Below are 19,222 nucleotides of genomic sequence, written 5' to 3' on the forward strand. Positions count from 1 at the left end.
CAGTATTCCGATCTTTTTTAAACATTTGGAACGCGCGTCCTCGTGCGCCATTTTGCCGCCATCTAAATTGCGGGCTCGAAACAGACGAGGCCCGAAATGCGTCACTTTCCCATTTATCTCGATCTCACCGGACGGCAAGTCGTCGTTTCAGGGGCGGGAGAGTGCGCTGTTTCGAAACTGCGTCTTCTCCTTAAAACACGTGCCGATATCGCCGTCTTCGGAACCGAACCCGTCCGCCAGATACAGGAATGGGCCGCCGCAGGGCGCATCACGCTTGCCCGGCGCGCCCTCGCCGACGGCGATGCGAAAGGCGCGATCCTCCTCTATGCCGCCAATGAGGACGACACCGAGGACGCCCGCGTGGCCGATATCGGCCGCGAAGCCGGCGCGCTGGTCAACATCGTCGACAATCTCGACGATTCGCACTTCATAACCCCGGCCATCGTCGATCGTGACCCGGTCACCATCGCGATCGGCACGGAAGGTGCCGCACCCGTGCTCGCGCGCAGGATCAAGGCCGATATCGAGGAACGGCTGCCCGCATCGCTCGGCTTGCTCGCCCGCATCGGCCAGGCCTTCCGGGACCGCGCCGCCCTCCTCCCGATGGGGCGCAAGCGGCGGGACTTCTGGACACGCTACTACTCCGGTGAAGGCGATGCCGCATTGAAGCAAGATGGCGAAGCCGGTGTGCGCGCCAAGCTGGAAGAACTTCTGACCGACGCCATCGAAACCCGGCCGCGAGACGGTCATGTGGCGCTGATCGGCGCAGGACCCGGCGACCCGGATCTCCTGACCGTCAAGGCGCGCCGCCTCATCCACGAGGCGGATGTCGTCCTGCACGACCGCCTCGTCCCGCAAGCGATCATCGAACTGGCGCGCCGGGAGGCCGTCATCGTCGAAACCGGAAAGACAGGGTACGGCCCGTCCTGGACACAGCAGGATATCAATGCGCTGACGGTGGACCACGCCCGCAAGGGCGCGCAGGTTGTGCGCCTGAAATCAGGCGATCCCGCGATCTTCGGCAGGCTCGATGAGGAGCTGGATGCCCTGGACGAGGCCGGCATCTCGTGGGAGATCGTGCCCGGCATCACGGCTGCGTCCGCGGCCGCAGCCTCCTCCGGCCTGTCGCTGACGAAACGAGGACGGAACTCCTCGATCACTTTCCTGACGGGCCGCGACATCGAGGGCTTCGCCGAGCATGACTGGCGCGACCTCGCCAATCCCGGCGCGGGCGCCGCAATCTATATGGGCGTGCGCGCGGCCACCTTCCTGCGCGGACGGCTGATGATGCATGGCGCGGCGGCCGATACGCCGGTCACCGTTATCGAGAACGCGTCGCGCCCCGAACAGAAAACCATCGCAACGACATTGCTTGCCCTGCCCGATGCATTGAACGCGGCGGAAATTACCGGCCCCGCGGTCCTGCTTTACGGCATGGAGGCTCGCAAGGCCGTTCAAGTCGCTGCCAATCCGATTCACGAAAAAGCTGGAGTGCTTTGAAATGGCTCGCGAATACAAGCCCCGCATTGTCACCGCCAACGACCTGTTCGAGGGTGACGCGGTCTATTTCACCGCCTCGCATGGATGGTCGCGCGACCATGGCGACGCTGTTGTCGCGTTTTCGCAGGACGCCGCCGACAAGCTTCTGTCGGCCGCCAACATGCAGCAGGACCAGGTCGTCGGCCCCTACCTCGCGGAAACCGTGATGGGCGAAGACAACCGTCCTCAACCGCTGCACTTCCGCGAAGCATTCCGCACGCGCGGCCCGTCCAATTATTTCCACGGCAAACAGGCAGGAGCCTGAGACCCATGTACACGTACAATGAATTCGACGAAGCCTTCGTGCGCAACCGCGTGGCGGAATTCCGCGACCAGGTGGAACGGCGTATCGACGGGTCCCTGACCGAAGACGAGTTCAAGCCGCTGCGGCTGAAGAACGGCGTCTACCTGCAGTTGCATGCCTACATGCTGCGCGTCGCGATCCCCTACGGCACGATCAATTCTCGGCAGATGCGCCAGCTTGCGCTGATCGCGGAGCGCTTCGACAAGGGCTACGGTCACTTCACCACGCGCCAGAACATTCAGTTCAACTGGCCGCGCCTGAAGGACATTCCCGATATACTGAACCTTCTCGCCGATGTCGGCATGCACGCTATCCAGACCTCGGGCAATTGCATCCGCAACGTGACCGCCGATCATTTCGCCGGCGCGGCCGCGGACGAGATCGAGGATCCGCGCCCGACGGCGGAGCTGCTGCGGCAGTGGTCGACGGATCATCCGGAGTTCCAGTATCTGCCCCGCAAGTTCAAGATCGCGATCACCGGAGCGCCGAACGACCGCGCGGTGACGAAAGCCCATGACATCGGCCTGCGGATGCTGCGCAACGAGGCGGGTGAACCGGGCTACGAGGTCATTGTCGGCGGCGGGCTCGGCCGCACGCCGATGGTCGGCAAGGTGGTGCGCGACTTCCTGCCGAAGGCAGACCTGCTGCCCTATCTGGAAGCGATCCTGCAGGTCTACAATCTGTCGGGACGCCGGGACAACAAATACAAGGCGCGGATCAAGATCCTCGTTCACGAAACCGGGCTCGACGAAATCAGGGAAAAAATCGAGGCGGCCTTCGTACGCCAGAAGCGGGACTTCGCGGGCGTGCCGGCGGACCTCGTCGCACAGATCGATGAGGCGTTCGCGCCGCCGCTGTTCGACAACACCCGTTCCCTCGCCTACGAACAGGCGCTTGGCGCCGACCCGCTGTTGCGCTCTTTTGCCGAGACCAATGTCGCGGAACACAAGAACCCGGCCTACGGCATCGTCTCGGTCTCTCTCAAGCCGGTCGGCGGTACGCCGGGCGACGCGACGGCGGACCAGATGCGGGTCCTCGCCGATCTCGCCGAACGCTACGGCCATGACGAATTGCGGATTTCGCACGAGCAGAACGTGATCCTGCCGCATGTCCGCAAGGCGGATATTCCGGCGGTTCACGCGGCCCTGCGGGAAGCCGGCCTCGCCACCGCGAATATCGGCCTCGTCTCCGACATCATTGCCTGTCCCGGCATGGATTACTGCGCGCTGGCGACGGCACGCTCGATCCCGGTCGCCCAGGCGATCTCGAACCGTTTCGACGAACTGAAGCTGGAACGCGATATCGGTCCGCTCAAGATCAAGATCTCCGGCTGCATCAATGCCTGCGGTCATCACCATGTCGGCCACATAGGCATACTGGGGCTGGACAAGGCGGGGCGTGAAAACTACCAGATCACGCTTGGCGGCGACGGCACCGAGACCACGACGATCGGCGAACGGACAGGTCCCGGCTTCGACGCCGAAGACCTCGTTCCAGCCATCGAGGCCATCGTTCTCGCCTATCTGGATCAGCGCGTGGACGCGTCGGAGACGTTCCTCGAAGCCTATCGCCGTCTTGGCGCCGAGCCTTTCAAGCAGGCGATCTACGACAAGGAAAAGGATGAAGCCCGTGCTGCATGAACGCCTCCTGCCGGATGGCGCCGATAACGGTATGCAAGCCCGTTACGCCCACACCCGCGACGTGTTGAGAAAGGCCCTTGTCGGCAAGGCGCATGGCAAGATCGCCGTCGTATCCTCCTTCGGGGCCGAATCCGCGGTGCTTCTTCATCTCGTTGCAGAAGTTGATCCGGCGACCCCTGTGATCTTCATCGACACGCGCATGCTGTTCGAGGAAACGTTGGCCTACAAGGACCAGCTCATTCGCCATCTCGGTCTCTCCAATGTGCGCACCGTGTCGCCGGACGGCGCGGCCATCAGCGACACCGATCCCTTCGGCCGGCTGCACCTGACCGATACGAATGCATGCTGCGGATTCCGCAAGACGCATGTGCTGCGGGAGGCGCTGGCCGGTTTCGACGGCTGGATCACCGGGCGCAAGCGCTTCCAGGCGGCGACCCGCCACGGCGTTGGCACCTATGAGCAGGCCGCCGACGGCAAGCTGAAGATCAATCCGCTGGCGTTCTGGTCGAAGCAGGACATCGACGCGCATTTTGACGCATTTGATCTGCCTCAACATCCGCTGGTCGAGCATGGCTATCCTTCGATTGGCTGCGCGGCCTGCACAAGTCCGGTGGCGGCCGGCGAAGATGCGCGCGCCGGGCGTTGGCGCGGTTCCGAAAAAACCGAGTGCGGCATCCATTTCGAAAACGGAAAGCTGGTGCGCACGGGCGGCGCGGGCGCGGGAGAACAGGCATGAGTATCATCGTCACCGATGACGGTTTCCGTCCGGACGATCTTGAGACCGGCGGGGCTCGCCGTTTGTCGCTGGATGCAATGCGGGAAACGAATGGTGGGGGCGATATCGCGCTCGATATTCCCAACGACGCCGATCCGAACGAGGTTTCCGCATATTTCGATCGGGTCTCCGCGATCGTCATCCCGTTTCCGTCCTTTGCGGACGGGCGCGGATTTTCGCTGGCGCGGCAATTGCGGCAGGCGGGATATACCGGACGGCTGCGTGCCAGCGGCCATGTCATCGCCGACCAGTATGCCCATGCCCGCCGCGTCGGCTTCGACGAGGTGGAAATCGGCGAGGAACTGGCCGCGCGCCAGCCGGAAGCGCAATGGCGGTCGCGCGCGGACTGGCGCGCCCATGACTATCAAAAGCGTTTGCAGGCAACGGCCTGAAGGGTTTAACAGGACAATCGAACCATGAACGACCTGCCGTCAATCAAAGAGACGGGAACGCCCGTGAACATTGCCACGCCCCTGCCCGACGGCCAGACCGTCACCGAAGTCAAGCACTGGACGGACAAGCTGTTTTCGTTTCGGCTGACGCGACCGCAGAGTCTGCGCTTCCGCTCCGGCGAGTTCGTGATGATCGGACTGATGGGCGATCCTGTCGGCGACAAGCCTGCCAAGCCGATCCTGCGGGCCTATTCCATCGCGTCTCCGTCCTGGGACGAGGAACTGGAGTTCTATTCCATCGCGGTGCCGGACGGCCCGCTGACCTCGAAGCTCGTCCACATCAAGCCGGGCGATCAGGTGATCCTCAAGACCAAGCCCGTCGGGACGCTGGTCGTCGATGCACTGCTGCCTGGCAAGCGTCTCTACATGATCGCCACCGGCACGGGCATCGCGCCCTTTGCCTCGCTGATCCGCGATCCGGAAGTCTACGAGAAATTCGACCAGGTGATCCTGACCCATACCTGCCGCCAAGTTGCAGAACTGGATTACGGTCGCGAACTGGTCGAGAACCTCATCAACGACCCGCTGATCGGCGAAATGGTGGATGGCAAGCTCGTCTACTACCCGACGACAACGCGCGAAGAGTCGCCGAAGATGGGCCGCATCACCGACAAGATCCGCTCCGGCGAATTGTTTTCCGATCTCGGGCTTCCTACCTGGAGCACCGCCGAAGACCGCGTGATGATCTGCGGGTCGATGGGCCTCAACCTGGAAATCAAGGAACTGTGCGAAGCCGCCGGCATGGAGGAAGGCGCCAATTCCCAGCCGGGGCATTTCGTGCTGGAAAAGAGCTTCGTCGGCGAAGGCGGGATTCTTTAAGGTTTGTCCTTGGGGGAAGGACCGAGGCAGGTGACTATTAGTTATCGTCCTTGCTCGGATGCTCCGCCAGCTTCCTTTTTTCGATCTCACTATTAACATCGATCACTATCCAAGATTTCTGACCCTCAGAAAACTCGAAATAGTATGTTCGACCGAGCATTGTTGAGTTCGAAATTTGATCCGAAAGGCGATCACCTTCTTCCATTGAATGGTGTTCAGTAAGCATCCCAAAAATCCCATCGAGCATTGTGGAGTAGGTTTCGTGATCGACTCCCTCGGGGAACACAAACTTTATTGGCTCCCCATCTCTCGTCGCCGACTGAACGGAAAATAGTAGTGACCGGCGCAGAGGTCTCTGCTCTAGCGTAGATCCATATACCTTTTCCAAAAGTTTAACGAGAGCTCTCTTTAAAACAGAATAGTGGTCTTTGCCCGCTTCACTCAGAAATGCATCTAAATACGGCGAAGAATGTAGACCGCTATTAGTGTTGGTATAGCCCATTCAAAAGCTGCATACAGCCCAATTGGTCGTTTTTCAGACCCTATATGCAAGCCACTCAAACTTGCTTCACCTATGAATTCGTTAGCCATCCACTCAGGAAGATCTTCCTGATAGGAAAGCGCGACATGAATCGGCTCATTCACAGTGTTTCTCCGTCGCAGAATTCCTTTAATCACAGTTTTCTCTGCAATACACGATGAAAACAATACCCTCTAGCAAGCCCTGAAGAGGTCGCCTTACGTTCGAATAATGACGACGGAAGGTATTCTCATTAATATATTTAAAACTGTGGCGAACTGTCTGTTTTCCAACTGCTCTGATCCATCGGTAAGCGGCCGGACGGGTCGAACACCGTCACGCGATGCGGCGGCTCGGCGCTCCATTTCCACAGAACCGCGTTGAATTGGTCAGGGCGCGCGCCAATGGCGAAGGAAGGCACCAATGCGCCCGCGACACCCTTGTCGATCAATCGCTGTGCGACATCCCAGGATTTCGGCCGCCGGCCGTCGGCTATGTCCAAGATCCATGGGCTCGTCATGTCCGTAAGCGCGACGCCCGCTTCATCTCTGGCTGACGGGGTCCGAAGGTCGGCCATATCCTCGATGTCGAGATCGTAGCTACACACGGTCAATGGTTCGAAGCGGCGGACGAAGCCGTGGCCCATTTCCGCGTACATGCCCTCGACTGTCGAGGCGAGATAGAGCGCCGGCACACCCTTTGGATTGAAGCGTCCCCCATGGATCGCCGCCCCGTCGCCGGATATGGGCGCCCAAGCCCATCTCGGGTCGTGCGCCCGGTAGCAGACGCCCTGAAACCTCAAGCAAATCCGCCGGTTGCGACGTGATCGAGATAATCGCGGACTGTCGCCGCCTTGCCGTCCTTGACGAGGGATTCAGCGGTCCGACCGCCAAAGGCCGGAATCGGTTCAGCGCGGTACCATGACAGGGCCTGCAGCGGGCCGCCGGCCCAACCTGCGACACGGCCAAGGATTTCCAGCATCTCGCGAAGCCGCGTCTGTGCCGGACGGGCATTGAGCCGCGCGGCGCGATAGATCGTATCGGGTTTCAACCCGGCTGTTTCAGCCAATTGCGCCTTCGACATGCCAAATCCGTCGGCGAGTTTATCAATGGAAATCATCTGATCCTTGTCCTCGAATGCCGAAACCACGGACAGGCCACGACGCGCAAAAGACGCGCGATAGGCACTTACGCTTTCTTCCAGTCCCGCGATTTCAGCCTTTTCAGACATATGCCATACCAATTTACAGCTTTATATGCTCTTGAATATGGCACTCTGTGTGAGCAAGTCAAGCTTAGACGGTCATCCATCCTTGACCTGCGCCACCGGCACGCCCGCGCCCATGCGGTTCCAGGCATCCAGCGCCGCGATCTTGTAGGCTTCGGCAAGCGTCGGATAGTTGAAGGTGTTTTCGACGAAATAGTCGAGCGTACCTTTCAGGTTGAGCACGGCCTGGCCGATATGGATCAGTTCCGTCGCGCCCTCCCCGACGATATGGCAGCCGAGCAGGCGGCGGGTTTTCAGGGAAAACAGCATCTTCAACATGCCGCGATCGAGGCCCATGATGTGGCCGCGTGACGTTTCGCGGAAACGGGCGATGCCCGATTCATAGGGTATGCCCCGCTCGTTGACCTCTTCCTCCGTCATGCCGACGGTCGAGATCTCCGGCACGGCATAAATGCCATAGGGAAAGAACTCCGGCGGCTCATGTGCCGGCACGCCGAGGGCATGGCAGGCCGCGATCCGTCCCTGTTCCATCGATGTCGAGGCGAGGCTCGGAAAGCCTATGACGTCGCCAGCCGCATAGATATGCGGCGCGGAGGTCTGCAGTGTCTCGGGATCGACCTTCAGACGGCCGCGATGATCGACCTCAAGCCCACAGGCGTCCAGACCGAGCGAACCGGTCGCGCCTATGCGTCCAGCGGCGAAAAGCAGCATTTCCGAGCGCACCTTGCGGCCACCCTCGAGCGTTACCTCGCAGCCCCTTTCATTGCGCGTCACGCTCTCGACCTTCTTGCCGAAACGCAAGGCCATGCCGCGGTCGCGCAGCTGATAGGTGAAGTCCTCCATCAACTCGTTATCGATGAAATCGAGCATGGAATCGCGCGGCTCGATCAGCGTGACATGGACATCGAGGGCGGAGAAGATCGTCGCGTATTCCACGCCAATCACACCGGCACCAATGACGGCGATCGAACGCGGAAGGTCCGGGAGTTCGAGGATTTCGTCGGAGTCGAAAACCGAAACGCCATTGTCGAAGGGGATGTAGTCGGGGCGAAACGGGATGGTGCCGACGGCGATCAGGAAACGATCCGCCGACATGGTGAAGGTCTCGCCCTCCTCGCCCTCGACTTCGATCGTGTGCGGATCGGTAAACTTCGCCGCACCGCGCAGTGTCGAGACCTGGTTGCGGGCGAACTGGTGTTCGAGCACCTCAACCTCGTGAGAGAGCGTCAGGTGCAAGCGTCGACGAAGGTCGTCAGCGTTGATGTCCTGCTTGACGCGATAGGATCGGCCGTAAAAGCCCCGCTCGCGCCAGCCGGAAAGATTGAGCGCGGTTTCGCGCAGCGTCTTCGACGGTATCGTGCCGGTGTGAACGGACACGCCGCCGACACGTCCGCCGCGCTCGACGACCAGCACGTCCTTGCCCAGCTTTGCGGCCTGAATTGCGGCACGACGGCCTGCCGGGCCGCTGCCGATGACGATCATATCGTAGTGGTCCACGTGACTTTCCCCTCGGTACGTGGGCCTCCTCCCGATACACACTATCGGTCAGAAGCCGGGGCAAAATCCAGCCCCTGTCTCATATTCGGCATCCTCGCCCTCCTGAGCCGGCCCGGAAACGACGACGGACGACGGTCCGCGAAAAGTGCCGCATCCTGAATCGGTTAGCCAATCGGCTTCATGGTCCGCGTGAAAACCTCGCATTCCGATCCAACCGGCGGATGACAAGGAGTGCCCGACGGGGGCGAAACTTCGCTTGGTGTTTAGGGTCGCAACTCCGACGCACATCTTGCTAAGAAGAAATCGAAAGCGAGTCCGTATTCGTCTCAGCCGGGGAGTTGCATGTCACATACCGTCATCATCGGGGGAAGCCACGCGGGCGTCGCGGCGGCTGCCGCATTACGCCAGCACGACGCGAACATGGAAATCACGCTCGTCTGCGGCGAGAATGAACTGCCCTATCAGCGCCCGCCGCTGTCGAAGGCCTACATGTCCGGCGAGATGAGCCTCGACCGGTTGAGACTGCGTCCCGCCAGTTGGTACGAGGAAAACAATATCGCGCTCAAACTCGGTGTCGCGGCGACGGCGATCGACCGCGTCGGCCACCATGTTCACCTCGATTCCGGCGACGGCCTCTCCTATGATGCGCTTGTTCTCGCGACTGGCGCGGAGGCACGCCGACTTCCCGCCGAGATCGGCGGGGATTTGCCGAATGTCCGCGTCATGCGCTCGCTTGACGATGCCAACGGGCTCATGACCGACATGAAGCCCGGCCAGAAGCTGGTCGTTATCGGCGGCGGCTATATCGGATTGGAAGCGGCCGCCGAAGCCGCCAAGAAAGGGCTCGACGTCACTGTCGTCGAGGCCGCCGAACGGATCTTGCGCCGGGTCGCCTGCCGGGAGACGGCGGACGCATTCCATGCGCTGCACCAGTCTCACGGCGTGACGATTCTCGAGAACACACAGATCGAACGGCTGGTCGAAGCAGGCGGCATCGCTTCGGCGGTCAAGCTCGCCAATGGAGAGGAACTGCCGCTCGATCTCGCAATTGTCGGGATCGGTATCGCACCAAATGTCCAGCTCGCCGAAGCGGCGGGGCTGGAAACGGCCGTCGGCGTTGTCGTCGATGATCACGGGCGGACATCCGATCCCGAAATCCTGGCTGCGGGAGACTGCACAGTCCTGCCATTCGACAATATGCCGACACGGCTGGAATCGGTGCAGAACGCCCATGATCAGGCCGCCGTCGTGGCCGCCAACATTGCGGGTATCGACACTGTTTACGCGCCCACGCCATGGTTCTGGTCCGATCAGTACGACATGAAGCTCCAGATCGCCGGCCTCAACCGGGGATATGACGCGGTCGTGGTTCGACCGGGCAAGCGCGAAGGCGCGGTATCGCACTTTTATTTCAGGCAGGGCCAATTCATCGCTGTCGACTGCCTTAACGATGCCGCGACCTACGCCATGAGCCGCAAGCTGCTGGAAGGCGGAGCATTGATATCGCCGGAGCAGATCGCCGACGACGCGTTCGACCTTCGCGCCGCCATGAAAGCTCTCCAGGGATAGCGGCCGTTTCGGTCAGTTCAGCGTCGCCCGATCGACGACTTCGACGCCGTCCTCGACCCTGTCGCTCGGATGCGTGATGACGCGGGCGCCCTCGTCCACACCGGACAGGATTTCCGCCATCAGGCCGCTGCGACGGCCAACTTCGACGGGAACCCGCCGCGCGATGCCGTTCTCATAGGCGAACAATGCCCAGCCGCCATCATTGCGGAAAAGCGCGGATATCGGCACCTGCAGGACATTCTCGCCCTCCCAGACAATGATGCGCACGAAGACGGCGTAGCCATTGCCGAGACCCTTGCCGGCGACATCGCCGTTCTCGAAATCGAGTGTCACGTCGACGCGCTGCTCCTCGATGCCAAGTGCGGAGACCTTGGTCGTTGCCGCCGGATCGATCTCGCGTACACGGGCCCGCAAGGTTTCGTCGCCGCCCCAGCGCTCGACGAGCGCGGGCGCGCCTTCTTCGATGCGAACCGCTTCGGATGACAGGATGTCGGCGACGATTTCCAGATTGTCGCGCTGCCCGATCGAGAGGAGTTGCGCACCCGCCTGAACGGGACGTTCGCTGACATTCACGATGTCGAGAACGACGCCGTCGGACGGCGCCATGATCTGCACGCAGCAATTCTCGTCCGCTTCACCGTTTTGCGGCGGACCGGGTTCGATGAGCGCCGCCTTCGCGCGTTCGAGCGCGCTCTCGGCGGCCGCGCGATTGGCCTTGGCGGAGTCGAGCGCCGCCTCCCGAACGCTCTTCGTCTGCGCGGCATCCTCCAGCTGGGTCAGCGAGGCGACGCCGCGATCGACCAGCGTCTGGATACGCGTATACTGCGTTATCACGTAGTTCAGTTCCTCTTCGGCCTGTCGCACGGATGTCTCGGCAGACTGCAACGCGGCCTCCGCTTCACGTACAGCGGCTTCGGCCTGAACGCGGGTGCGAGTGTCCAGAAATCCGGTCTCGGACGGTTGAACGATCGCGACAACGGTCACGCCTTCGACAACATCCTCGCCGACGGAGACCGGCGAGCGCTGCGCCGTGCCGGCGATCGGGGCCGACACTTCGAAAATGTCCTTGATCCGCGTCTTGCCGTCTGCATCGACGGTCACGCGCATCACATCGCGGTTTGCCGCGACAAGATCGACGGGAACCGGGTCGTCCCGAAAAGCGACGTAGAGCAGTCCGGCGACAGCCGCGAGGCCGACCAAAGTGCCGATGATCGTGCGAGGTTTGAACGGCATGAATTACTCCCGCGTTTTCATGACGGAGACCAGGTCGAGCGTGTCGAGGCGCCTGCGGACAACGAGGACGGAGCCGACGGCAGCCACGAGCGCGACCACGCTCGCAAAGCCAAAGGTGTGGTTCTTCAGAACGACCGGAATCGTGTAGAGGTCGCTTGCGAATGCGAAACTCATTCCCCAGGCGAGCAGCGCACCGACCGCCCATCCAAGCGGCTGGGCAACGATCGCGAGCAACAATGTCTCGCCCATCAGGATGTATGAGACCTCCGCATTGGTGAAGCCGAGAATGCGAAGACTGGCCAACTCGCGGGCGCGTTCCGACAACTGGATGCGCGCGCTGTTGTAGGTGACGCCGATGGTGATCATGGCCGCGATCGCGATGTAGATGACCGACTGGATCACGATGTTTTCCTTGATCGTGTCGCGGAAGGTCTGGCGCGTATCCGTGAGCATGATCAGACCAGCCAGATTGGGCGTATCCTTCAACTCCTGATGCAGTTCGTCGATACGATTTTCGTCGACAAGCACATTGGCGGCCGAGATGCGCGGCGACTGTCGAAAAAGCCGCGCCGCGTATTCCGCATCCATATAGGCCCCCATGCCGAAATATTGCGTGACGATACCACTCACCACGAGGTGGTGTTCTTCACGGCGACCGGTCAGGAATTCGACATCGATCCATTCACCCGGTCTGACATCGAGCTGGCCGGCAAGGCGCTTTGTCAGAAGAATACCTTCAGCCGGCGCTTCGATCACCTTGCCGTCGCGATCGATGACGCGGCTCAGATCGGCATTCGGCCAGCTCGCCTCGATCGACACCCGCTTTTCCAGGTGACCGTTCGTCAGGCGCACCGGCAGGCTGTACTGGCCTTCCGCCCGCAGAATACCGGGCAGTCGCTCGATATCTTCGAGAACCGAAAGCGGCTGATCGCCGGAGAGAAGCAGGATCGCGTCCTGGCGATTGGACTGGAAGAACGCGACGTCGAGGATCTCTTCCATGGAGTCGTCGAAGAAGCTCGAGGCGACGAGAACCGCGACACCGAGCGCCATGCCCAGAGACGTCAGGGATGCACGCAGCGGCCAGCGCATGATGCCGCGAAGGATCATCATGGTCGGTTGCGACAGCCGCATCGAGGCAAACAACCGGTCGAACAGCCCACGCCGGAAATTCGGCGGAGCTGGCGGTGACATCGCGACCGCAGGCGCCAGCCGCGCCGCCTTCATCGCATTGAATACCGCGCCGAGAGCCGCCGACAGTAGGCCCAGGACACCGGAAAGCACATAGGTGAATTTGGAGACGCTGAAGATCAGATAGGGGAAGGTGAAGAACTCGGCATACATCAGCGCCATGCCCCGCGCCGCCCATGTGCCGAGCCCCCAGCCGATCAGGACGCCGATGACGGCGATCAGCGCGGACAGCATGATGTAGTGCATGGCAATCGTGAAATTGGTGTAGCCGAGCGCTTTCATAAGCCCGATCTGGCTACGCTCCAGCGCCACGATGCGGCCGATCACCATGTTGACGAGAAACGCCGCAATTCCGAAGAAAACCGGCGGCAGGATGCGTGCCATGGTCTCCAGTCCGAGCAGTTCGGAATCGATGAAGGCATCGGACATTTGCTGGTCGCGCCCGTATGCGCCCGTGCCGCCATATGGTCGCAGAATGTCATCGAGACGGTCGATCACCTCGTCGGCATCGGCGCTGCGTGTCAGTTTCAGACTGACATCGTTGAACGCGCCGGACATGTCGAAAGCGGAGGCCGCAGCGTTTTCGGCCATCCAGAGGATACCAAAATTCTCGTTGTCGGGCATTAGGGAGCCCGGTCCGATCGTATAGATATATTCGGGCGACAATGCCGTGCCGACGATCGTGAGCGGACGCTTGCGGCCGTTCAGATTAGCCTGGATGACGTCGCCGAGCTGATAGTCGTTTTCGAGCGCGAAGGGCTCGTTGACCATGATTTCATCGGAAGCATCCGGATCGGGCGGACGGCCGGATCGAACCAGAGGCACGTTCAGGACCGCGCCATTGGCCGGCAGCGAGATGATGCGCCCGGTCGCGGTCTTGACCCGGTTCGGAAGGTCCAGCACCGCATCCTTGACCGTGCGCAGTTCGACCGCCCAGACCCCCTCGATCCCGGCGATCTCGTCCTTCAGATTGCGCGGCGCCCGCGTGGCGGATGCGAAGACATCGGCAAAGCGGTTGCGCTCGTAATAGGCCGACCGCGTGTTTTCGAGTGCGCCGTACATGCCGTATGAGATCAATACGATGGCGACGCCGCAGGCCAGCACAAGCGCAATCGACAGGCCCTGCGCCCATAGACGGCGGAAATCGCGCAGCAATTTCTTGTCGAGCGCCCTCATCGCCTCACCACTGGATGTCTTTCGGGTCGATGCGCGTGTCGTTTACCTCGACCTCGCCGATCCTGCCGTCCTGGAAACGGATGACGCGATGCGCCATCTTGCGGATCGAGGCATTGTGCGTGATCACCGCCGTCGTGGTTCCGAACTGATCGTTGATGTCCTTCAACGCCTGCAGGACCGTGATGCCGGTTTTGGAATCGAGCGCTCCAGTCGGCTCGTCGCATAGAAGCACATCGGGCCGCTTGGCGATGGCGCGGGCGATTGCCACCCGTTGCTGTTCGCCGCCCGACATCTCCGCCGGAAAATGATCGAGGCGATGACCTAGCCCGACGAGGGAAAGCGCGTCTTCCGGGCGCATCGGATCGGGAGCAATATCGGTGACGAGAGCGACGTTCTCTCGCGCCGAAAGGCTCGGGACGAGATTGTAGAACTGAAAGACGAAACCGACATTGTCCCGCCGGTACCGCGTCAGTTCGCGGTCGTTGAGTTTCGAAAGCTCCAGATCGCGGAACCAGACATCGCCGCTCGTGGCATGGTCCAGTCCACCGAGGATGTTCAGAAGCGTCGACTTGCCGCTTCCCGACGGGCCGAGCAGGACCGTCAGTTCGCCCGAGAATAATTCCAGATCGACGCCGGCAAGCGCATACACCTTCACCTCGCCCGTGTCGTAGACCTTGGTCACGTCATCGGTGCGGAATACGATTTCGGCCTTTCGCTTTTCTTCCATGTCGAACCGCCTGTGAAACCGCACTATGCCCGATCAATAGACGCATGCGTTGATCGCGCTCAAGAGGCGGCGCAATTGAAATCCGCAGCGGTGGCGGACCCAGGGAACGACACGGATGGCGGTGTCCGCCTCGTTCAACCGAGTGTCGGAATGCACCTGTCCCCTATTGAACGCCGACGTGGGCGTCGTCGCGCTCGGCCATTTCCTGCAATTCGCGCTGCAGCTTCTCCTCGCCAACGGCACTCGGCTCGGACAGTCTCGCAAGGAGAAGATAGGCGACCGGCGTCAGGAACAGGGTTGCAAGCGTCGCAAGGCCAAGCCCGCCGACGATCACCCAGCCAAGCGCGGTGCGCGCCTCTGCCCCCGCGCCGAAGGAGAAGATCAGCGGAACCGCTCCGAGCACGGTGGAGATCATCGTCATCATCACCGGACGAAGGCGGATATTCGCGGCCTGTTCGATCGCCTCGCGAACGGATCGGCCCCGATTGCGCAACTGGTTGGCGAATTCGACGATCAGGATACCGTTCTTGGCCATGACGCCAACCAGCAGAACGAGGCCAATCTGGCTGTAGACATTGAGACTCGTACCCGTGATCGCCATGGCGAAAATCGCGCAAGCGAGCCCCAGCGGCACGGTTGCCATGATGATCAGCGCAGAGACGAAACTCTCGAACTGCGCCGCCAGCACCAGAAGCACCACCACGATCGCGATACCGAAAGTAAACGCCATGTCACGCGACGACTGGTCCAGCGTCGCGGCTTCGGCCAGCGGGACGACACGCGCGCCCGGCGGCAGGAGCGGTTCGGCCATGCGAACCACTTCGCGATAGGCTTCGCCCAGCGAGAAACCCTCGGCCATGTTCGTCCGCATCGAAACGGAGCGCAGTTGCTGCTCACGATTGAGGCTCGGCGCAACCGCCTTTTCCTGCAGGTCGGCGATGACCGACATGGGCACGATACGGCCGTCGCCGGTCTTCAGATAGATCGCCTCCAGGTCGGTCGGGTCGTTGATCGGCGTCGTGGTCGAAATCAGTTTGACCGGGAACGACCGGTCATTGATGAAGACCTGCGCCACTTCCCGGCCGTCCAGAAGCGCCTGTATCGCCTCCGCGAGGCCATCAATATCGATGCCCAGATCGGACGCACGGTCCCGGTTGATACGCACCGACAGCTGCGGCTGCGTCGTCTCGTAGGAAAGCCGCACCTGCTGGAAGCGTGGATCGTCCTCCATCTGGCGCACCATCGCCTCCGCGGCTTCGCCGAGATCCGCATAGCTGTTTCCGACAAAGGCGAACTGCAGGCCGTTGCCGGCCCCGCGAATGCCGAGACTGTTGGGCTGGATGGCGAATGCGCGCACGCCGGGAACCTGCGAGGTCAGCCGGTTCATATCCGCGACGATATCGGCCTGGCTTCGGCTGCGTTCCTCCCAGGGCGCCAGCGACAAGACCATGAAGCCGGAATTCGTGCTCGCACCGAGCCCGGCAATGGAAAAGATGTTCTCCACCTCGCCACTTTCACGCATCGGCATGACGAGTCTCTCGATCTCGCGCATCTTCTCACGCGTGTATTCGAGGCTGACACCCTGTGGCGCGCTGACCCGCATGAGAGCGACCGAACGGTCTTCCGGCGGTGTCAGTTCCTGGGGAATCGAACGCGCCAGCGCCAACGCCACGCCGGAAACAATCACGGCGACGACGACGATGACCAGCGGTGCATCGAGCGCCTTGTGCAAGAGCCATTGATAGAACGACACCATCGCGCCGCCAAAGCGATGCAACGGGGTTGCGCCGTGGACCTTGGTGTCGTCGCGCCGCCGGATCAGGCGCGATGCCAGCATCGGACTCAAGGTCAGCGCCACGACACTCGACAGCATGACGGCGAAGGCCAGCACGAAGCCGAATTCGCGGAACAGGCCACCTGCCTGACCGGGCAGGAAGGAAATCGGGATGAAAACCGCGGCGAGCGTCGCCGTCGTCGTCACGACGGCGAAGAACACCTCGCGCACGCCGACGATAGCGGCGGCGCGCGGCCCAAGCCCTTCATTGCGTTTGCGCACGATGTTCTCGAGTACGACGATCGCGTCATCCACGACCATACCTGTCGCGAGAACAAGGGCGAGGAGGGTCAGGATATTGATCGAGAATCCGGCGAGGTAGATCGCCGCAAACGTGCCGATGAGGGCGATCGGAAGCGTCACCGTGGGGATCAGCGTCGCGCGCCAGTCGAGCAGGAAGAGGAATATGACGGCGACGACGATCCCGATGGCGAGCAGCAGCGTTCGACGCACCTCGTCAATGGATCCGCGAATGAAGGTTGCGTCGTCACTTGTCACGCGAATGTCGACGCCTTCGGGCAGAATTCCCTGCAGGTCCCGCGCCGCCGCACGAACGCCGTTGGAAATCTCCAGCGTGTTCGATTTCGCCTGACGGACAATGCCCATGCCGATGCCGGTCTGGCCATTGGCGCGCAGAGAGGAATCGCCGGGATCTGCTCCAAGGGTGACGGAGGCGACATCCTTGAACTGAACCCGATCGTTTATGTAGAGATTCTCGAAATCCTCGACCGACGTCACATCCGCGGTCGCGCGGACCACAATGTCCTGCGTGTTTGCGGTCAATGAGCCGGCGGGCACGTCGTAGGACACGCTGGCCAGCGCATTGCGCAGATTGGCGACAGTCAATCCGAGAGCAGCGAGCCGGGACTGGTCGACGTCGATACGGAACACCTTGTCGCGCCCGCCATAGACCTGCACGTCGGCGACGCCCGGAACGGCAGCCAGCCGGTCCACCACCTCGTCCTCGACGAGGACCGTCATGTCCTGCACCGACATGGTGGAAGAGGTTACGGCAAGCCGCATCACTGCGCTCGCATCGGCATCCGCCTTGACGATCTGCGGCTCATCCGCGCCATCCGGAAGGCGGTTCGTGATACGGCCTATGGAGTCGCGTATATCGGAGGCGGCAGTCGACAGGTCGGTGTCATCGGAGAACTCGATCGTGACACGGCTGCGTCCGAAGGATGAGTCCGAGGAAATGGACGATACGCCGGAAACGCGCGCCACGGCGCCCTCGATGACGGCGGTCAGTTCCCTGTCGATGGTTTCCGGCGACGCACCGCTGTAGTCCGTCCGCACCGAAATGACCGGGCGATCGACATCGGGCAATTCGCGCACCTCGCCGCCGTAAAGCCCGGCAAGGCCGGCGACGACGATCAGCATGTTGATCACCAATGCGAGAACCGGGCGGCGAATAAAGATCGCCGTGCCGCCAGAAGCGAGTTTTTCGATTGTCAGGCCCGGCCGGTCTTCCGATGATTGCTCCGGTTCACTCACCGTGTCGGTCATGAGCCCGCACCTCCGGAACCGGGCCTCTCGCCGCCACCACCCTGCTGCTCGGCATTCGGCTCAGCGCCGGCGATCCGAACGGCGGCGCCCTGTCGCACGCTTTGCACGCCCTCGGTGATCACTTCGTCGCCTTCCGCGATTTCGGCCTCGACAAGGACCCGGTCGGCATTGCGCTGAATGATCGCCACTTCCACGCGCTCGGCCTTGCCGTCGACCACGCGCCAGACATATGGGCCCGTGGAATCCCACTGGACCGCGAGCGGATCGATCGTCGGATAGGTCTCGCCCTGGAACTGGATTTCGACCTCGAACGACATGCCCGCGCGCAGATGATCGCTCTGATTGGGAACGAGGGCACGGACCCGCAGCGTGCGGCTGCTCTCATCGACACGGTTATCGACCGCGGTAACGGACCCTTCGAAAGTCTCGCCGGGCCGTGCGATCGCAGTCGCCTCAATCGGTTTGCGGACGGTCATCGCGGCCGCGAAACGCTCCGGAACATGAAATTCGACGAGGATCTCGCTACGGTCGTCGATGGTGGTGATATCGGTTTGATTGGTGATATAGTCGCCCACATTCACCGACAGAATCCCAAGCGAACCGGATATGGGGGCCGTCACGGTGCGGCGGCTCAACGCGAGTTCGGCTTCTTTCAACGCGACCCGCGCGGTCTGCAGTTCAGTGCGGGCAGCATCGGCTTCGACGGAACTGATGGCGCGCTGCTCGGCAAGGCTTCCAAGCCGCGTCGCTTTCTGTTCGGCATCCATGGCCGCCAGCCTCGCCCGTTCGACGGACAGTTCCTCCTCCGCGGAATCGAGCCGGATAATCACGTCACCCGCATCGACCCTCGCTCCCGATGTCACGGGAATTTCGGCGATCTGGCCGGCAACCAGCGGGCGTATGGAGACAGTGCGCACAGCCTGTCCGGTACCAATCGCGGTCAGGCGGTCGTTGACGACGCCCTGCCCCACCGGCGCGACGACCACGAGCGCTTCGCGGGAAAAACCGCCGCGACGCGGCGCGCCACCGCCTGAGCGGGCATCGCCTGCCTGCTGCCCTGTCGATGAGACCGAGAACCAGTCAATACCGTATCGGGCCAGCGTGTCTCCTGCGCCGGGGTAGAACCACGCCCAGCCAAGGAATGCGCCTCCCGCTAGCACGAGCGACCAGACAATTTGCTTCCAAATCTTCATTTGCGCCGCGATCCCGACAT

Annotated in this window: 16 protein-coding genes; 7 read left to right on the plus strand and 9 right to left on the minus strand. The window is 61.8% G+C overall.

Annotation, left to right across the window (positions count from 1 at the left end; all coding sequences use genetic code 11):
• Positions 1-96: 96 nt before the first annotated feature.
• The 6 genes from cysG to ACQK2M_RS19315 are packed head-to-tail and all read left to right on the plus strand — an operon-like array spanning position 97 to position 5,529.
• Positions 97-1,500 carry a siroheme synthase CysG gene (cysG, locus tag ACQK2M_RS19290; RefSeq protein ID WP_425419128.1) on the plus strand — a complete coding sequence of 468 codons (1,404 nt, stop codon included), beginning with the start codon at positions 97-99 and terminating at the stop codon, positions 1,498-1,500.
• A 1-nt stretch (position 1,501) separates the two neighbouring features.
• The gene (locus ACQK2M_RS19295; protein ID WP_425419129.1) at positions 1,502-1,804 is read left to right on the plus strand and encodes a DUF2849 domain-containing protein; all 303 of its coding nucleotides are present in this window, start codon (positions 1,502-1,504) and stop codon (positions 1,802-1,804) included.
• A gap of 5 nt (positions 1,805-1,809) precedes the next feature.
• The gene (locus tag ACQK2M_RS19300) at positions 1,810-3,483 is read left to right on the plus strand and encodes a nitrite/sulfite reductase (RefSeq protein WP_425419130.1); all 1,674 of its coding nucleotides are present in this window, start codon (positions 1,810-1,812) and stop codon (positions 3,481-3,483) included.
• On the plus strand, positions 3,464-4,219 hold the full coding sequence (locus tag ACQK2M_RS19305) for a phosphoadenylyl-sulfate reductase (RefSeq protein WP_425419131.1): 756 nt from the start codon (positions 3,464-3,466) through the stop codon (positions 4,217-4,219). The genes ACQK2M_RS19300 and ACQK2M_RS19305 overlap by 20 nt, the downstream gene beginning before the upstream one ends.
• Positions 4,216-4,650, plus strand: a complete 435-nt coding sequence (locus tag ACQK2M_RS19310; protein WP_425419132.1) for a DUF934 domain-containing protein — start codon at positions 4,216-4,218, stop codon at positions 4,648-4,650. The genes ACQK2M_RS19305 and ACQK2M_RS19310 overlap by 4 nt, the downstream gene beginning before the upstream one ends.
• A 24-nt stretch (positions 4,651-4,674) precedes the next feature.
• Positions 4,675-5,529, plus strand: a complete 855-nt coding sequence (locus tag ACQK2M_RS19315) for a ferredoxin--NADP reductase (RefSeq protein ID WP_425419133.1) — start codon at positions 4,675-4,677, stop codon at positions 5,527-5,529.
• Between the two features lie 453 nt (positions 5,530-5,982).
• Here the strand turns inward: ACQK2M_RS19315 and ACQK2M_RS19320 are convergent, their stop codons facing one another.
• The 4 genes from ACQK2M_RS19320 to sthA all read right to left on the minus strand — a co-directional run bounded on the left by ACQK2M_RS19320 (position 5,983) and on the right by sthA (position 8,758).
• Positions 5,983-6,174, minus strand: coding sequence for a hypothetical protein (locus ACQK2M_RS19320; RefSeq protein ID WP_425419134.1), 192 nt, complete (start codon positions 6,172-6,174; stop codon positions 5,983-5,985).
• 137 nt (positions 6,175-6,311) lie between these two features.
• Positions 6,312-6,851: an RES family NAD+ phosphorylase gene (locus ACQK2M_RS19325; protein WP_425419135.1), complete on the minus strand. Its 540-nt coding sequence runs from the start codon at positions 6,849-6,851 to the stop codon at positions 6,312-6,314.
• Positions 6,848-7,279 carry an antitoxin Xre/MbcA/ParS toxin-binding domain-containing protein gene (locus ACQK2M_RS19330; protein WP_425419136.1) on the minus strand — a complete coding sequence of 144 codons (432 nt, stop codon included), beginning with the start codon at positions 7,277-7,279 and terminating at the stop codon, positions 6,848-6,850. The genes ACQK2M_RS19325 and ACQK2M_RS19330 overlap by 4 nt, the downstream gene beginning before the upstream one ends.
• A gap of 72 nt (positions 7,280-7,351) precedes the next feature.
• Positions 7,352-8,758, minus strand: a complete 1,407-nt coding sequence (gene sthA / locus ACQK2M_RS19335; protein ID WP_425420092.1) for a Si-specific NAD(P)(+) transhydrogenase — start codon at positions 8,756-8,758, stop codon at positions 7,352-7,354.
• Between the two features lie 357 nt (positions 8,759-9,115).
• Here sthA and ACQK2M_RS19340 point away from each other — a divergent pair, with 357 nt between their 5' ends.
• The gene (locus tag ACQK2M_RS19340) at positions 9,116-10,342 is read left to right on the plus strand and encodes an NAD(P)/FAD-dependent oxidoreductase (protein ID WP_425419137.1); all 1,227 of its coding nucleotides are present in this window, start codon (positions 9,116-9,118) and stop codon (positions 10,340-10,342) included.
• A 12-nt stretch (positions 10,343-10,354) separates the two neighbouring features.
• Here ACQK2M_RS19340 and ACQK2M_RS19345 read toward each other — a convergent pair whose 3' ends face one another.
• The 5 genes from ACQK2M_RS19345 to ACQK2M_RS19365 all read right to left on the minus strand — a co-directional run bounded on the left by ACQK2M_RS19345 (position 10,355) and on the right by ACQK2M_RS19365 (position 19,202).
• A complete protein-coding gene (locus tag ACQK2M_RS19345; RefSeq protein WP_425419138.1) occupies positions 10,355-11,575 on the minus strand; it encodes an efflux RND transporter periplasmic adaptor subunit in 1,221 nt (406 codons plus the stop codon).
• A gap of 3 nt (positions 11,576-11,578) precedes the next feature.
• Entirely contained in the window at positions 11,579-13,939 is a 2,361-nt protein-coding gene (locus ACQK2M_RS19350; RefSeq protein ID WP_425419139.1) for an ABC transporter permease, read from the minus strand.
• Between the two features lie 4 nt (positions 13,940-13,943).
• Positions 13,944-14,666, minus strand: coding sequence for an ABC transporter ATP-binding protein (locus ACQK2M_RS19355; protein ID WP_223478350.1), 723 nt, complete (start codon positions 14,664-14,666; stop codon positions 13,944-13,946).
• A 163-nt stretch (positions 14,667-14,829) separates the two neighbouring features.
• Positions 14,830-18,009 (minus strand): efflux RND transporter permease subunit, encoded by a 3,180-nt coding sequence (locus ACQK2M_RS19360; protein ID WP_425419140.1) that lies wholly within the window; start codon positions 18,007-18,009, stop codon positions 14,830-14,832.
• Entirely contained in the window at positions 18,006-19,202 is a 1,197-nt protein-coding gene (locus ACQK2M_RS19365) for an efflux RND transporter periplasmic adaptor subunit (protein ID WP_425419141.1), read from the minus strand. Before ACQK2M_RS19365 ends, ACQK2M_RS19360 begins: the two co-directional genes overlap by 4 nt.
• Positions 19,203-19,222: the final 20 nt, after the last annotated feature.

It is taken from the genome of Oricola indica, from assembly GCF_965227485.1.
In the GTDB taxonomy this organism is placed as follows: domain Bacteria; phylum Pseudomonadota; class Alphaproteobacteria; order Rhizobiales; family Rhizobiaceae; genus Oricola; species Oricola indica.

Excerpts from the sequence above, each read along its gene's own strand:
- cysG (WP_425419128.1), top strand. The coding sequence starts at position 97 with ATGCGTCACTTTCCCATTTATCTCGATCTCACCGGACGGCAAGTCGTC.
- ACQK2M_RS19300 (WP_425419130.1), top strand. The coding sequence starts at position 1,810 with ATGTACACGTACAATGAATTCGACGAAGCCTTCGTGCGCAACCGCGTG.
- ACQK2M_RS19295 (WP_425419129.1), top strand. The coding sequence starts at position 1,502 with ATGGCTCGCGAATACAAGCCCCGCATTGTCACCGCCAACGACCTGTTC.
- ACQK2M_RS19340 (WP_425419137.1), top strand. The coding sequence starts at position 9,116 with ATGTCACATACCGTCATCATCGGGGGAAGCCACGCGGGCGTCGCGGCG.
- ACQK2M_RS19315 (WP_425419133.1), top strand. The coding sequence starts at position 4,675 with ATGAACGACCTGCCGTCAATCAAAGAGACGGGAACGCCCGTGAACATT.
- ACQK2M_RS19345 (WP_425419138.1), bottom strand. The coding sequence starts at position 11,575 with ATGCCGTTCAAACCTCGCACGATCATCGGCACTTTGGTCGGCCTCGCG.
- ACQK2M_RS19355 (WP_223478350.1), bottom strand. The coding sequence starts at position 14,666 with ATGGAAGAAAAGCGAAAGGCCGAAATCGTATTCCGCACCGATGACGTG.
- ACQK2M_RS19310 (WP_425419132.1), top strand. The coding sequence starts at position 4,216 with ATGAGTATCATCGTCACCGATGACGGTTTCCGTCCGGACGATCTTGAG.
- sthA (WP_425420092.1), bottom strand. The coding sequence starts at position 8,758 with ATGATCGTCATCGGCAGCGGCCCGGCAGGCCGTCGTGCCGCAATTCAG.
- ACQK2M_RS19350 (WP_425419139.1), bottom strand. The coding sequence starts at position 13,939 with ATGAGGGCGCTCGACAAGAAATTGCTGCGCGATTTCCGCCGTCTATGG.
- ACQK2M_RS19305 (WP_425419131.1), top strand. The coding sequence starts at position 3,464 with ATGAAGCCCGTGCTGCATGAACGCCTCCTGCCGGATGGCGCCGATAAC.
- ACQK2M_RS19365 (WP_425419141.1), bottom strand. The coding sequence starts at position 19,202 with ATGAAGATTTGGAAGCAAATTGTCTGGTCGCTCGTGCTAGCGGGAGGC.
- ACQK2M_RS19330 (WP_425419136.1), bottom strand. The coding sequence starts at position 7,279 with ATGTCTGAAAAGGCTGAAATCGCGGGACTGGAAGAAAGCGTAAGTGCC.
- ACQK2M_RS19360 (WP_425419140.1), bottom strand. The coding sequence starts at position 18,009 with ATGACCGACACGGTGAGTGAACCGGAGCAATCATCGGAAGACCGGCCG.